The 13,516-nt window shown below is 65.1% G+C and carries 14 protein-coding genes; 7 read left to right on the forward strand and 7 right to left on the reverse strand.

Going from position 1 to position 13,516, the window contains the following annotated elements:
• Positions 1-89: 89 nt before the first annotated feature.
• Together IVA91_RS12235 and IVA91_RS12240 are read right to left on the reverse strand one after the other, a co-directional pair.
• Entirely contained in the window at positions 90-701 is a 612-nt protein-coding gene (locus IVA91_RS12235) for a PilZ domain-containing protein (RefSeq protein WP_026312634.1), read from the reverse strand.
• A gap of 169 nt (positions 702-870) precedes the next feature.
• Positions 871-2,112, reverse strand: coding sequence for an MFS transporter (locus IVA91_RS12240; RefSeq protein ID WP_256466403.1), 1,242 nt, complete (start codon positions 2,110-2,112; stop codon positions 871-873).
• A 170-nt stretch (positions 2,113-2,282) separates the two neighbouring features.
• Between IVA91_RS12240 and IVA91_RS12245 the strand changes: the two genes are divergently transcribed.
• Complete coding sequence (locus IVA91_RS12245; RefSeq protein ID WP_247280054.1) at positions 2,283-3,044, forward strand: class I SAM-dependent methyltransferase; 762 nt, start codon at positions 2,283-2,285, stop codon at positions 3,042-3,044.
• On the opposite strand, the gene IVA91_RS12250 is transcribed toward IVA91_RS12245, so the two are convergent.
• Positions 3,028-3,507, reverse strand: coding sequence for a GNAT family N-acetyltransferase (locus IVA91_RS12250; RefSeq protein WP_247280053.1), 480 nt, complete (start codon positions 3,505-3,507; stop codon positions 3,028-3,030). The two genes, IVA91_RS12245 and IVA91_RS12250, sit on opposite strands and share 17 nt — an antisense overlap.
• 182 nt (positions 3,508-3,689) lie before the next feature.
• Between IVA91_RS12250 and IVA91_RS12255 the strand changes: the two genes are divergently transcribed.
• From IVA91_RS12255 to IVA91_RS12270, 4 genes are all read left to right on the forward strand, one after another.
• Entirely contained in the window at positions 3,690-4,841 is a 1,152-nt protein-coding gene (locus IVA91_RS12255; protein WP_247280052.1) for a zinc-binding dehydrogenase, read from the forward strand.
• 88 nt (positions 4,842-4,929) lie between these two features.
• On the forward strand, positions 4,930-5,355 hold the full coding sequence (locus IVA91_RS12260) for a VOC family protein (protein ID WP_247280051.1): 426 nt from the start codon (positions 4,930-4,932) through the stop codon (positions 5,353-5,355).
• A gap of 95 nt (positions 5,356-5,450) precedes the next feature.
• Positions 5,451-5,963, forward strand: coding sequence for a hypothetical protein (locus IVA91_RS12265; RefSeq protein ID WP_247280050.1), 513 nt, complete (start codon positions 5,451-5,453; stop codon positions 5,961-5,963).
• A 215-nt stretch (positions 5,964-6,178) separates the two neighbouring features.
• On the forward strand, positions 6,179-8,131 hold the full coding sequence (locus IVA91_RS12270; protein WP_247280049.1) for a DEAD/DEAH box helicase: 1,953 nt from the start codon (positions 6,179-6,181) through the stop codon (positions 8,129-8,131).
• Between the two features lie 94 nt (positions 8,132-8,225).
• Here IVA91_RS12270 and IVA91_RS12275 read toward each other — a convergent pair whose 3' ends face one another.
• From IVA91_RS12275 to IVA91_RS12285, 3 genes are all read right to left on the reverse strand, one after another.
• Positions 8,226-8,531 carry a hypothetical protein gene (locus tag IVA91_RS12275; RefSeq protein ID WP_247458791.1) on the reverse strand — a complete coding sequence of 102 codons (306 nt, stop codon included), beginning with the start codon at positions 8,529-8,531 and terminating at the stop codon, positions 8,226-8,228.
• 151 nt (positions 8,532-8,682) lie between these two features.
• On the reverse strand, positions 8,683-9,822 hold the full coding sequence (locus tag IVA91_RS12280) for a DJ-1/PfpI family protein (protein ID WP_247458792.1): 1,140 nt from the start codon (positions 9,820-9,822) through the stop codon (positions 8,683-8,685).
• Between the two features lie 146 nt (positions 9,823-9,968).
• Positions 9,969-10,523 carry a PAS domain-containing protein gene (locus IVA91_RS12285; protein WP_247280046.1) on the reverse strand — a complete coding sequence of 185 codons (555 nt, stop codon included), beginning with the start codon at positions 10,521-10,523 and terminating at the stop codon, positions 9,969-9,971.
• Between the two features lie 455 nt (positions 10,524-10,978).
• Here IVA91_RS12285 and IVA91_RS12290 point away from each other — a divergent pair, with 455 nt between their 5' ends.
• The gene (locus IVA91_RS12290) at positions 10,979-11,800 is read left to right on the forward strand and encodes a rhomboid family intramembrane serine protease (protein ID WP_247458793.1); all 822 of its coding nucleotides are present in this window, start codon (positions 10,979-10,981) and stop codon (positions 11,798-11,800) included.
• Positions 11,801-12,047: 247 nt separating this feature from the next.
• Positions 12,048-12,476 carry a CBS domain-containing protein gene (locus IVA91_RS12295; RefSeq protein ID WP_247420719.1) on the forward strand — a complete coding sequence of 143 codons (429 nt, stop codon included), beginning with the start codon at positions 12,048-12,050 and terminating at the stop codon, positions 12,474-12,476.
• Between the two features lie 6 nt (positions 12,477-12,482).
• Here the strand turns inward: IVA91_RS12295 and IVA91_RS12300 are convergent, their stop codons facing one another.
• Complete coding sequence (locus IVA91_RS12300) at positions 12,483-13,514, reverse strand: patatin-like phospholipase family protein (RefSeq protein WP_247280043.1); 1,032 nt, start codon at positions 13,512-13,514, stop codon at positions 12,483-12,485.
• Positions 13,515-13,516: the final 2 nt, after the last annotated feature.

The following is a 13,516-nucleotide window of genomic DNA, read 5'->3' on the forward strand; positions in this document are numbered from 1 at the left end:
GCCGGTCGCAACGCACGAAAAAGGCGGCGTCCGCATCACGGAGGCCGCCTTCGAGGCTGGAAATGCAGTGGTTTTGGGGTCGTTGCGCTTTACCGGGCGGTAACGCTCTCTTCGAGTGTCTCGGCCGGCTGCTCGTGCATGAACTCCAGGGCGAAGCCGTCTTCGAGGTTTCGGACCACCCGGCCCTGGACCCGGCCGAGCAGAACCGTCGATTTCAGCGGCGGGCGGTTCTCCGCGGCGATCGCGGCGCCCGACAGCGACAGGTCGATGATGCGGCAGGTCATCTTGGTGCCATCCTCGAGCGTCAGCACCGCGATCGGGTTGCGCGGCACGATACGGTCGTGGCGGCGGTCTTCCGGCAGATTGAGGATGTCGCGGTTGGCGAGCCAGGTCAGTTGGGCCGCAAGCTTGTCGCGCTTCCGCGGTGTCGCACCGATCGTCATGGCGAAGCCATTGTCGATGATCCGGGTGATCTTGCCCTCGACGCGGCCGATATGGTCGAGATAGGCGACGACGCGGTCGCCGACATTGCCGATGCCGGGGGCCAGCAGTGCCAGCCCGCCCGGCGACATGTTGATCACCTGGCAGGGGAATTCGCGGCGGTCCGGCAGCATGTAACGGCCGAGCAGGTGCACTTTCACCCGCTGGAAACGCCGACGCTCCTCGGCGGCCGGAAGAAATTTTTTGTTCGCCAACGCCATTTCCAACACCCGACCCCCCGCCCGGGCGGAGTCCGGGACGACCCTAAGGTGCATAGGGTTAATGCCGCGTTAGGATCGGGCCCGCCGGACACGGACAGACACAATGCGCTGGAAAAGCCACATCAAGGGCGGGCAGGCCCGTCCGCGCACCCCAGCCGGGCTGAGCCGGTCAAGCCTCTCGCACCCGCCGCCGATAGAGAAGACACAGCCCTGCGAGCAGCACGGCGGCCGAGAGCCCGAGCGACCAGTGAATGCCGATCGCCGCGCCTGATAGTCCGACCGTGATGCCGCTGAAGGCGCGCATGCCGAGGCCGGCCATGTTGTAAAGGCCGACGACGCGGCCGCGGATGTCGGACGGTGCGTTCAGCTGCACCAGCGCCTGCGCCATGGTGTTGAACGACAGCTCGAAGAAGCCCGCGCAGAATAGCAGCACGATCGCGGCCGGATAGATCCGCACCAAAGCGAAGCCGAGCAGCGCCCCGCTCCAGCACATCGCCAGCATGATCGCGGTGCGCGGCGTGCCCTTGAGACGCCCCCAGGATTCCAGCGCGATGCCGGCGAGCAGCGCTCCGGCCGCGTCGGCCGCGAGCAGCATGCTGTAGGAGACGCCGGGATCGCCATGGCCGAGATCGCCGGCAAAGCCCGGCATCTGGGCATGATAGGCGTTGCCGATCACGAAGGAGGTGAGGCCGGCGAGCCACGTCATCGCTGACAGCACCGGCTGCGTGCCGATCGCGCGCATCGTCAGCACGATGTCGGCAAGGCCGCGCACCGCGAAGCGCCGCATGGCGATGCTCTTGTCGCGCATCGGCGCCCAGAACAGCCACAGCAGCATCGGCAGATAGAACAGCGTGTTGAAGATGATGCCGTGCGAGGTGCCGAGGCTGAGCATGATGATGCCGCCAACGGCAGGCCCGACCAGGATGCCGAGATAGCGTGCCATCGCGTTCAGCCGTACTGCGCTCGGCAGATCGGCGGGGCCGACGAGGTCGTAGAGCAGCAGCTGGTTCGGCGTCTGCCACAACACGCCGGCGCAGCCATGGATCACCAGCAGCAGCATCGCGTGCCACATCCGGATAGTATCGGTGAGAAAGAAGAAGCCCCAGCCGCTCGATGCCACGATGAACAGCACCATGCCGCACTGGATGATGCGTCGCGGATCGAACCGGTCCGCGAGCCCGCCGACCGCGACCGAGAACAATAGGAACGGCAGCCAGTGCGACAGCACCGCAAAGCCCGCCAGCGCCGGCGAATGGAATTTCTGGAACACCACCCAATAGCTGATCACATGCTCGATATTGTCGGCCATCATCGCCAGCACGTAAGCCGTGAACTGGAGACGGTAGGGCACGGACTTCATCGCCGCGAACGAGCCGGACGCGGCCAAGGGATTCTGGGGGAGGGGGTTCAAGCGAGCACCTTGGTGGACTGCTCGGGCCTTACACGGTCGCTGGCGAGCGCTCAAGACAATTGGGTGTGTGAGAGGGTTGCTCGGCCTCGTATGCAGCGCGATCACCAGCGCGCGGTCCGGGGACAAGTCACCTCGTGCCGCTCACGAGATTATCCTGTACAATTGCCTTCATGGAACAGAACAGCCTCTACGACCGCCCTGACCTCTACGATTTGATGGCGCCGCGAGAGCCGATCCTCGAACGCTTTTATGTCGAGATCGCAAGCGAACGCGGCGGCCGCGTGCTCGATCTCGCGTGCGGCAGCGGTCGCCTGACCATTCCGCTGGCGCAAGCCGGGCTTGAGGTGGTCGGAGGCGATTTGTCGCCGGAGATGCTCGATCGCGCGCGGAAGAACGCAAAGGCGCAGGCGGTCGAGCTCGATCTCATCCAGCTGGACATGCGCGATTTCGATCTCGGCGGGCGAACGTTCGACACCATCATCGTTGCCATGAACTCGATCCTCCACCTGCATAGCCTCGACGACTTGAAAGGCTTCTTCGGATCGGTCGGCAGACACCTATCGCCGAAGGGTCGGTTGGTGTTCGACGCCTTCCTGCCCAATATCGCCATACTCAACTCTGATCCCAACAAGCGCGAGTTGATCGGCGCGGTGGTCCACGACGGTCTTGGCGCGATCACTGTCGAGGAGACTGCGAGCTACGACCCGCTCACCCAGATCAGGCACGTTGATTGGTACTGGTCGAGCGAGACGGAGATGGACTTTTGGCAAGCCGCCTTGCCGATGCGCTGCATCTTCCCGCAGGAGATGCCGTTGCTCGTGGCCTCGGGCGGCCTGCGCGTCATCGCGCGCTTCGGTGATTTCGATCGCAGACCGCTGACTGCGGGAAGTATGCGACAGGTTTGCGTGTGCGGCCTTACGCCAGTGCCTTGACGTAGACCGCATAAGGCACGCCAGAGATATCCGGCGCCTCGCGCACTTTCTCGAATCCCATCCGCAGATACATCGGCAGAGCGACCGTCATGATCGGCGTCGTATGCAGTGCGATGATCGGCGACTGGTCGCGCTCGGCGCGGCGAACGCATTCTTCCGTGAGTTGCCGGCCAATGCCCTTGCCGCGCGCGAAGGGGTCGACCACCAGCATGCGGATGATCGGCCAGGCCGGATCGAAGAACGGCGGCTTTGGCTGCCGTGGGCCGATATAGGCCACGGCGCCGACGATCTCACCACCGTCTTCGGCGACGATGATCTCGCCCGTCCTGGAAAGCGCCGTTATCTTCGCGACATTGGCTGTAAACGTCGGCCAGTCGGAATAGTCCTGCTCGAATTGCGCGAAGGCGGCGAGAGCGACGCGCCTGACCGCTTCCGCATCCGCCGGCTGATAGTCACGCAGCATCGGCATTCTCCTCGATCATAGCCCGGATGGCGTGCAGCGCAATCCGGGGCCGCCGAGCCCGCATTCCGCTCTGCTGCATGCGGGCTACGAGACTCGCGCTTGGCACAACGGTGCATCTCACATACGTTTCGCCTCACGCCCGCACCAATCAATCATAACAGACGGGCAGCGAGGACACAGCCATGGAATCCATCCGCGTCTGCACCCACGCAGGACCGGGCTCGGAGCCTGTCATCCGCACCGTGCCGTGGCCGAAGGTCGGCCGCAAGGCGGCGCTGATCAAGGTCGGCGCCTGCGGGGTCTGCGGCACCGATTTGCATATTCTCAAGGGACATTGGCCGAAACCGCTGCCGTGGCCGTTCACGCTCGGCCACGAGCTCGGCGGTGTCATCGTCGAATGCGGCGACGAGTTCACCGAGGACTTCATGAGCAAGCCGCTGAAGGTCGGCTCGAAGGTGATGATCCCGCCGCTGATGCCCTGCGGCCGCTGCTATTACTGCATCCATTATCCGCAAGTCGCCAACAAGTGCCTGACGCCGGTCTATTACGGCCGCTATCTCGGCTTCGAGAAGGCGCCTCACATGTGGGGCGGCTGGGCCGAATATGTCTATGTCGATCTCGACATGCTGCCGGGCACCAAAATTTACAAGCTGCCCGACGACATGTCGCTGCGGCTGGGCGCGCTGTCCGAGCCGCTGACGTCCTGCATCCGCGCCTTCAATCGCGCGATCCGCGCCGGCGGTTTTTCCTGGGGCGATACCGTGGTGATCCAGGGCTCCGGCCCGATCGGCATTCTGGCGGTCGCAGCCGCGCAGGAGATGGGGGCAGGGCGCGTGATCTGCGTCGGCGCGCCGGAGCAGCCGCGGCTCAAGCTCGCCCGCGAATTCGGCGCGGAGGCGACCGTCAACATCGAGGAACTGAAGTCGCCGCAAGATCGCATCGCACGCGTGCGCGACATCGTCGGCGGCTTCGGCGCTGATCTCGTGATGGATTGCTCGGGACACCCCTCAGCCGGCCCCGAAGGCATCGAGATGCTGCGCGACGGCGGCACCTATGTCGAGATGGGCCAGTTCACCGACGCCGGCTCGATCGAGACCTCCTGGCACCGGATCTGCACCAAGGACCTCAACGTGCTGGGATCCTGGGGCTTCACCGGCAACGATCTGCCGCTCGGCGTCGACATGCTGTACCGGACGCGCGACAAGTATCCCTGGCTGAAGATGCAGACGATTTATCCGTTCACGGAAGCGGGCGTCGCGCAGGCGGTCCAGGACGCGATGGCGATGAAGACGGTGAAGTCGACCATCGTGCCGTGGCCGGAGCTGGTGGAGTAGGTCATGTTCCCCGTCAAGCGGGTGGCGCTTTGCGCCGACCGTTGGCGCCTTGCGGGGCTACGAGTCGGGGTTTGGAATGAATGACGAGATGACCAACGAACCGACCCTCGAACCGAACCAGCCCCGCTCGCCGTTCAGCGCCATCCGCGCGATCGACTACACCGTCATCTTCGTGCGCGACATGGCGGCGATGCGGCGCTTCTACGAAGACGTGCTCGCCTTGTCCCTGCTGCGCGAGCTTTCGCCGAGCTGGATCGAGTACGGCCTCGGCAGCAACACGCTGGCGCTGGCACGGCCGAGCCGGACCGCCGCTGATGCGCCGACGCCGCCGGGCAGCGCTTCGCTGCAACTGGCCTTCAAGGTGTCGGCAACTGAGGTCGATGCGTGCGCCGACGAACTCGTGCGGCGGGGCGTGGCGCTGCTGTCGCCGCCGACCAACCAGTCCTTCGGCCATCGCACGCTGTTCTTCCGCGACCCCGATGGAAATTTGCTTGAGATCTATGCGGAGATCTGAACCGCCCAGAAAGTTCCATCGGGAATTCGCGAACTCTTCATGCTGCGGTGAAACTTAGGCCCAAGTTCCGGCTTTCAGTTCACGGGAGAGGTGCCGTGAAGCGAATTCTGAAACCCGTCACTTACGTCCTGGCCGCCGTCTACTTCCTTGTGGACGCGGTTTTCATGGCCGTGGCGCGGCCAATTTCGCGCTGGGTCGAGCGGCACCTCCAATTCGCGCGATTGCGGGCCTGGATCAGGTCGCTGCCGCCCTATCCTTCGCTCGCCTTGTTTTCCGTACCCGTGATCATTCTGGAGCCGATCAAGCCCCTGGCAGCCTACCTTGCCGCAACTGGCCAGGTCCTGAGCGGCGCAGCGACCTTCATCATCGGCGAGCTGCTCAAGCTCGTTCTGGTCGAGCGCCTGTTCCATCTCACGCGGGACAAGCTGATGCGGATTCCGGCATTCGCCTGGACCTATGGCAAGTTTGCCGACGTGAAGGCGTGGCTGCAGGCAACCGAAGCCTGGCGCGCCGTCCGCGCCTTGACCTTTGCAGCAAGAGACATTGTTGCGCGGGCGAGGGCGAAGCTGGTCGGCAGCTTCAGCAAGCTGGCGACCTCCAGGGATTAGACGCGCCAAGCAGTTGCCGGCTGGCAAATCCTTGCGACCTTCAGGCGCGGTTCTCTGGCAGGCAATGCATCATAGGCATGGTGATTTCAGCGCACTTGGCGTAAAGAGCGCCCAGATCACATCCGGCGTGCGGCCGGGCCGTTTGCCGCGCACGCGAGCTCAGGTCCGCCGGTTCACCGTTTGCGCGCCTGAATTAACCAAGGTTCGTCCATCCCGTGTCTTTTCCGGCCCTGACCCCGCCGCTCGCCCGCGCTTTGGGCGAGCGGAACTATGATTCCCCGACTCCCGTTCAGCTCGCCGTGCTCGCGGACGAGGCCTCTGGCCGCGACCTCCTGGTCTCGGCCCAGACCGGCTCCGGCAAGACCCTGGCTTATGGCCTTGCCATGGCCAGGGACCTGCTCGGTGACGCCGAGCGGTTCGCGCAGGCCGGCGCGCCGCTCGCGCTGATCGTGGCGCCGACCCGCGAACTTGCCTTGCAGGTTCAGCGCGAGCTTGCATGGCTCTACGGGCATACGGGCGGGCGGGTCGTCTCCTGTGTTGGCGGCATGGATCCGCGCCGCGAGCAGCGCGAACTGGCCGCCGGCGCCCATATCGTCGTCGGCACGCCCGGCCGCCTCTGCGATCATTTGCGCCGAAGCCGTCTCGACATCTCGGAATTGAAGGTGGTCGTGCTCGACGAAGCCGACGAGATGCTCAATCTCGGCTTTCGCGAGGACATGGAGTTCATCCTCGAGACCACGCCTGAGGCGCGCCGCACCCTGTTGTTCTCGGCGACGTTTCCGCGCGGCATCGTCGCACTGGCCAGGCAATATCAACGCGACGCGCTCCGGATAGAGGTCGCTGGCGACGAAGGCGGCCACGCCGATATCGAGTACCGCGCGATCCGGATCGCGCCCGCCGACGTCGAGCACGCGGTCGTCAACGTGCTGCGATTCCACGAGGCGCCGAGCGCGCTGGTGTTCTGCAGCACGCGCGATGCCGTGAGGCATTTGCAGGCGGCGCTGCTCGAGCGCGGCTTCTCCGTGGTCGCCCTGTCAGGCGAATTGACCCAGAACGAACGCACCATGGCGCTGCAGTCGCTCCGGGACGGACGCTCCCGCGTCTGCGTCGCGACCGACGTCGCCGCCCGCGGTATCGACCTGCCGAGCCTCGACCTCGTCATCCATGCCGATCTGCCCAATGACGCCGAAGTCATGCAGCACCGCTCGGGCCGAACCGGACGTGCGGGACGAAAGGGCACGAGCGTCCTCCTGGTGCCGCCGGCACGACGCCGGCGTGCGGAATTGCTGCTCAATCTCTCGGGCATCGAGGCCATCTGGGGTACGGCGCCGCAGGCGGAGGAGATCCGCAAGCTCGATCACGCGCGCATGAAGGATGTGTTGTTCACCGAGGAGACGACCGCCGACGATCTGGTGCTGGCGCAGGCGTTGCTGGCCGAGCGTTCGCCCGAGGATATCGCCGCCGCGTTGGCGCGGCTCTATCGGGCACGGCTGCCCTCGCCCGAGGACATCATCGATCCCGGCGAGCGCAGCGGCAAGCCGCGCGAAGATCGCGGTCGTGACAGGTTTGAAGGTGAAGGCGGCGGCGATCGCCCCGGCAAGCCACGAGCAAAATCCGGGAAGTCCTCGTCGAAACATCGCATGGCCGAGGGCAGCGTCTGGTTCCGCGCCGCCATCGGCCGGCGCAAGAACGCGGAGGCGCGCTGGCTGCTGCCGATGATCTGCCGCCGCGGCGGCATCGACAAGGGCGACATCGGCGCCATCAAGATCATGGACACCACCACCGAGTTCGAGATTTCCGAGCGGGTCGCGGACTCCTTCGCTGCCAAGATCAAGCGTCCGGACAAGGAAGACAGCATCCGCATCGAGCCGATGGCGGACGGGCCGCAGCGGCAGGCGGCTTCGCAGGAGCGGTCATATGCGCCTAGGCGCGAGGCCGCTGACGATGATCACCGTGAGCGTCAGAGCGATCGCGCGCGCGAGGCAGGTGCATTCAAGCCGCGCAGCACGTCTCACGGCGAGCGTGGCCCGAAATTCGGCGAGGCTGCTTCTTTCGGGAAGCAAAAGAAGCATAAGAGCAAACAGGGCCACGCGGAGCCTTCGGTCATGCCGTGGCCCGTGAAGGGCGCGCCGGGGAAGAAGAAGGCGAGGAAGAAACGGCGAGGTTGAGCGTCCGCCATTCAGGTCAGGCAGCAATGATGCCGCCGGATTGCACTGGCGACATCATCTACTGGCGACATCATCTGAAGAGAGAGGCGTGAGCTCAGCGGCCACCGCTGCCCCCACCACCACCACCACCACCACCACCACCGCCGCCACTGCCACCGGCATCACGCATCGCGGAGCTATAGCGAGGATCGGTCTGCTTCATGTAAGTCGGCGAGGTGTCGCGATGGGTGACGACGCGTCGTCCGCCTTGATTCGGCATCTCGATCAGGCTGCCACAGCCCTCGAACAAGGCGAACTCGCAGCCGTATGTGCGGTACTGCGCGGCGTTGACACTGGTCGCGATGAACGCGGTCGCCGCAACGAAGGCAATCAAAGCAACTTTCGGCAATGTGAGTTTCATGGAAAGTCTCCAGTCTCGGTTCGGCGAGACCAGAACGGCCCGCACGGTTCTTCGACGGAGGCTGGTTGAAACTGGTTCGAGCAGGTGGGTTCACGCCCGCGTGAGTCGTGAGCGGGGAGGGACGTCACGTTGCAGCGAGATCGCGCTGAGATCAATCCAGCTTCGGATATTCCAGCTGCATCGCCACGAAGTCGGCCGTGCGCGATCCGTAGCGCGCATCGATCGCACGTAGCGTTTCATCCAGCGCCTGTGCCGGCGGCGAGGTGCCGGCTCCCGGCAGCGCCTGCTGCGCAGGCCAATCGTCCGCGATCCGGTCCGGCAGGATGCCGAGGCCTCCGCGGCTCGTGCGCGCCTCTGCCGTGGCGGCGAAGGTGAGGGCGCGTGAGCGATAGGTCCGCGACCATGCATCGGCGACCAGCGCGAGCGAGACCTCGTCGACACCTGGCGTCAGCGCTATACCGAGCTGCTCGCGGTTCCAGAAGGCGAGCGTGTTCGCGATCGCCGTCAGCGCGAAGGGGCGCGTGAAGCTGAACGCGTCGCTGCGGTGGCGCGCATCCCACGCCGCAAGGCCGATGTCGCGGGCGACCGCCTCGGCCTTGGCCCGACCGGCAATGGCCTCGATCAAGGTGAGGGCCATCGGCATGGATGCGGTGATGCCGGTGGTCGTTACGACGCCCCGGTCGACGACCAGTCTGCGGTCCGCCGTATAGCGGACCGTCGAATGCTTCTGAAGATCGCGCACCGAATACCAATGCGTCGTGGCTCTCTTGCCGTCGAGCAGCCCGGTGTTGGCAACGACCGTGGCGCCGACGCAGACGCCGATCACGATCGCGCCCTTGCCGGCCTGGCTCCTGATCCACTGCAGGACGACTGTGTCGTCGTCGCGGCTCATCGCGGGCACGATGACGTAGTCGGCGCCGTCGGGATGCGCGGCGTCGAACTCGGCGATGGTCGCATGGGGCTGCACCCTGAGTGCGGGATAGAGCGTGACCGGTCCCGGCTGCGTCGCCAGGGTGAGGACGTCGGCGACGTCCGCCCGCGCGAGGATGCCGTAGGGCATCAGATAGTCGGTGGTCTCGCTCATGTCGTTGATGCCGACGATGGCGATCAGAGGGCGCTGTCGCTTCGGCGGTTTCAGCGCGGCCAGCGTCGCCTCGGCTTCGTCTTTGGAGATCGCAGGCGCGGTTCCCGATGCCGGCGCGCCTGGCAGCAGGAGCAGCCACGTTCCGCCGATCGCCACCAGCAATGCCACGCTGCCAAGGAGGGTCCATGCCAGAATGCGCCAGCTCATGATGATGTCACCCGCTCGTCATCTCACGCGGCGCGGAAACTATCCGGTTGGGACGACTTCGGGAATGACGCAAATCCGGCAAAAACGGTCATGCCGCGCGCGACGATCCATCGCGCGATCGGCACCTGCGCAGGAGCTTTCGAAGTCTACCGCAGCCCCTCATACACCATCAGCCCGCGTGCGATCTGCAATTTGCGGATCGCGCGCGGCAGCAGTTTCTCCGGCTGATGCAGATAGCGCCAGGAGGTGAGGGTGAAGGCACCGAGCACGCCGCATTCGTCGTCGAACGGTGCGAGCACGCCGGTCACGCTGACAGGCGTATGCGGGCGGGCATTGAAGGGCAGCAGCAGCAGCTCGAGATGCGCCTTGCTGCCGTTTTCGCGTTGAGCCGTGACGCCGGCAATCGCACCCAAGGTCTCGTCGGCGACGATCGTGGTGATCTCCTCGATCTCGCCGCGGCTGGCTTGCGTGAATAGCGCCGCAAAGCTCCGGTCCTTGAGATCGCCCCCGGCGAGCGCACAGACGCGCGTGCCGGCGACGCGGAACGGGAAGCCGAGCTTCTGCTCGCAGGACAGCACGAAGATATCGCCGAGCAGGTCGCGGACGGCGGCCGGATCGATGTCGGCCCGATCGGGCGCCCGCGCTGCGCCGCGCTTGTTGTCCCAATACGCGAAGAACTCGCGGCTCGACGGATGTTTCATGACTGACGCTTATTCGGGGGCGCAACCTCCCGGGACAAACCTGTCCCGCTTCAGTGCACCCGCGATCCCTTTCGTTGTTGTGCAGGAGGGGATCTGCAGCGTCCATGCCGCTGGGGTGTTTTCAGCTCCTCGGCGGCTGTCTTTGCGTTGTTAACGTTAAATTAACTATGCGCTTTGCACCGCCAGCCTGCCTGCTAAGGTGATCGCGGTCGCAAGCTTCGCCGCTTTCTCCAGGTTCTCGGCGAGGCCTGTACACAGGGCGTCAAACAGTTTGGTCGCGGGCCGCGGGAGGGGTGGGGATACACCTTATTCCCGGGAAGGTACCGGAAGGCCGACAACACGGACAGGGAGGGCTTTTCCCAGGGCCCTCCCATTTCCTTTTGTGCACTTGCGCAAGGCCGGCAAAGGCGACTATCTCCAAGCACCGCTCCGATCGCGCTGAAAGCGAAGCTGCCTTGGATTCCCCGCAAGACTTTCCGCCGCAAGGTTCTCAAACGGACGTGCCGGCCGTCGTTGAGGAGGCTTCGCGCGAGCCGATCCTGACGTTGCCCGCGGCGCTGACCGGCTATATCGCCCTGCTGGCGCTGATCCATCTGCGGGTGCTGCTGCCGCCGGAGATCGAAAACTGGACCATCGACGTCTTCGGCTTCATCCCGAAGCGCTACGATTCCTCGCTGCTCAATCTGCAGATTCCGGGCGGGGCGGGTGCGAAGGTCTGGACCTTCGTCACCTATTCGCTGCTGCACGCCAATTTGACCCATCTCGGCTTTAACGTGCTGTGGCTGCTGCCGTTCGGCAGCGCGCTGGCGCGGCGCTTTGGCGCCATCAGGTTCTTCGTGTTCATGGCGGTGACGGCGGCGGCCGGCGCGCTCGCCCATCTCGTCACCCATGAGCATGCGGTGGCGCCGATGATCGGCGCGTCGGCCTCGGTGTCGGGAGCGATGGCGGCGGCGATCCGCTTCGCGTTCGCCCGCGGCAGCTTCCTATCGTTCAGCCGTTCGGACGCCGATACCGCCGCAAAGGTTCCAGCGCTGCCGCTGTCGCGCGCGTTGCGCGACGGACGGGTGGTCGGCTTCCTCAGCGTTTGGTTCGGCGTCAACATCATCTTCGGCGTTGGCGCAATTGGCATCGATGCCGAGACCACGAGCGTGGCCTGGCAGGCCCATATCGGCGGTTTCTTCGCGGGGCTGCTGCTGTTTGCGCTGTTCGATCCGCTGCCGCGCATGCGAAGCGATGCTGCGGATGCGTCATCACGGGACGTCTCAGACCGTATTTGAAGCGGCGCTTGCGGCGCGGCCCGAATTCATCCATCATTCCCGAGAAGAATGTTCCGAAGCTGCAAGCTGATCGAGCATGATCCGGAAAAGCGTAGCGGTTTTCCGGCGAGATCATGCTCAGACGGTAACAAGGCAATGCTTCGCAAGGCGCCCGAGCGTGAAACCGGCGCTGAAACTGTTAGTTGAAGACTCGCGAACAAGTTCCGGATCGCCAAAGGGCGGACGGCTCCGATTCAGGGAGGCGACAATGACGGTACGTTCCATTCTCAACACCAAGGGCCACCAGATCGTGAGCGTCGAGCCCGACGCCAAGCTGTCGGCCGCGATCAAGCTGCTCGGTGAGAAGAAGATCGGCGCGGTGCTGGTGATGAACCAGAGCCGGCTCGAAGGCATCCTGTCCGAGCGCGACATCGTGCGCGTGCTCGGCGAACGCGGCGCCGGCGTGCTGGAGGAGCCGGTCGCTCAGGTCATGACCCGCAAGGTGGTCACCTGCAAGGAGACCGACACAGTCGCCGAACTCATGGAGATAATGACCACAGGCAAGTTCCGCCATCTGCCCGTGATCGACAATGGCAAGGTGGTGGGCCTGATCTCGATCGGCGACATCGTCAAGCGCCGCGTCCAGGAATACGAGGCCGAGCAAGAAGCCCTGCGCGACTACATCAAGACGGCTTGAGCGGCTTTACTCGCTGATCTTGGGCGCCGCGCCTTCGGGCGGCGGCGCCAGCACGTGGATCGCTTCCTGAATGGAGTCCAACGCACGCTCGGCGGCGCGGGTGCCCAAGGCGATGAGGTCATCGGCACGGTGGAAGTCGAACCAGCCGAAATGGCCGACCCGCGGCGTGATCAGCATATCAGGTGGATCGCCGGCGAGGCGGGCGCGGGTGATGCGGTCCTGCATGATGTTGAAGGCGTCGACCATCACCGACGAAAGGCCGGGGCGGCTGCTGCTTGCGCCGAAAAACTCGCGCTTCACCGTTTTCTCAGGCGAGAAGAATCGCGGGAAGCGCCGTTTTGACGTTGTCTCCTCAGGCACGGGCACGACCGGTTCGGGCATCGCGCCGTGGGAATAGACCGTCGTCGAATAGGTGAAGATATCGCTGGAAAGATTTGCCGCGATAACGATTTCGGCGCCGAGCGCCCGTGCCGCCGAGACCGGTACCGGATTCACCAGCGCGCCGTCGACCAGCCAGCGGTCGCCGATCAGGACGGGAGAGAAGATGCCGGGCAGCGCATAGGAGGCGCGCATCGCGTCGACCACGCGCCCGCGCGTCAGCCAGATCTCGTGGCCGGTGCGGACCTCGGTGGCGACCGCCGCGAACTTGATCGGGAGATCCTCGATCAGGGTTCGGCCGCACGCTTCCTCGAGCCGGGTCGCCAGCTTCTCGCCGCCGATCAGGCCTGAGCCGTTGAGGCGGATGTCGAGATAGCCGAGGATGTTGCGCATGCCTTGCAGGCTGCGGCCCCATTCTTCCAGCGTATCGAGCTGGCCGGCCGCATAGAGGCCGCCGACCACCGCGCCGATCGAGGTGCCGACCACGACGTCGGGCGCGATGCCGTTGGCGAGCAGAGTCCGGATGATGCCGATATGGGCGAAGCCGCGCGCCGCACCGCCGCCGAGGGCAAGGCCGATGACCGGCCGGCGGATGCTGCCCAAGCCGACTTTCTCGCTATTCGAGCCGTTCGCGCCCCGACCCTTCAAGATGTCCAGCACTG

Source organism: Bradyrhizobium sp. 153, from assembly GCF_023073835.1.
Classification (GTDB): Bacteria; Pseudomonadota; Alphaproteobacteria; order Rhizobiales; family Xanthobacteraceae; genus Bradyrhizobium.

Excerpts from the sequence above, each read along its gene's own strand:
- IVA91_RS12250 (WP_247280053.1), bottom strand. The coding sequence starts at position 3,507 with ATGCTGCGTGACTATCAGCCGGCGGATGCGGAAGCGGTCAGGCGCGTC.
- IVA91_RS12295 (WP_247420719.1), top strand. The coding sequence starts at position 12,048 with ATGACGGTACGTTCCATTCTCAACACCAAGGGCCACCAGATCGTGAGC.
- IVA91_RS12275 (WP_247458791.1), bottom strand. The coding sequence starts at position 8,531 with ATGAAACTCACATTGCCGAAAGTTGCTTTGATTGCCTTCGTTGCGGCG.
- IVA91_RS12235 (WP_026312634.1), bottom strand. The coding sequence starts at position 701 with ATGGCGTTGGCGAACAAAAAATTTCTTCCGGCCGCCGAGGAGCGTCGG.
- IVA91_RS12260 (WP_247280051.1), top strand. The coding sequence starts at position 4,930 with ATGACCAACGAACCGACCCTCGAACCGAACCAGCCCCGCTCGCCGTTC.
- IVA91_RS12245 (WP_247280054.1), top strand. The coding sequence starts at position 2,283 with ATGGAACAGAACAGCCTCTACGACCGCCCTGACCTCTACGATTTGATG.
- IVA91_RS12255 (WP_247280052.1), top strand. The coding sequence starts at position 3,690 with ATGGAATCCATCCGCGTCTGCACCCACGCAGGACCGGGCTCGGAGCCT.
- IVA91_RS12280 (WP_247458792.1), bottom strand. The coding sequence starts at position 9,822 with ATGAGCTGGCGCATTCTGGCATGGACCCTCCTTGGCAGCGTGGCATTG.
- IVA91_RS12285 (WP_247280046.1), bottom strand. The coding sequence starts at position 10,523 with ATGAAACATCCGTCGAGCCGCGAGTTCTTCGCGTATTGGGACAACAAG.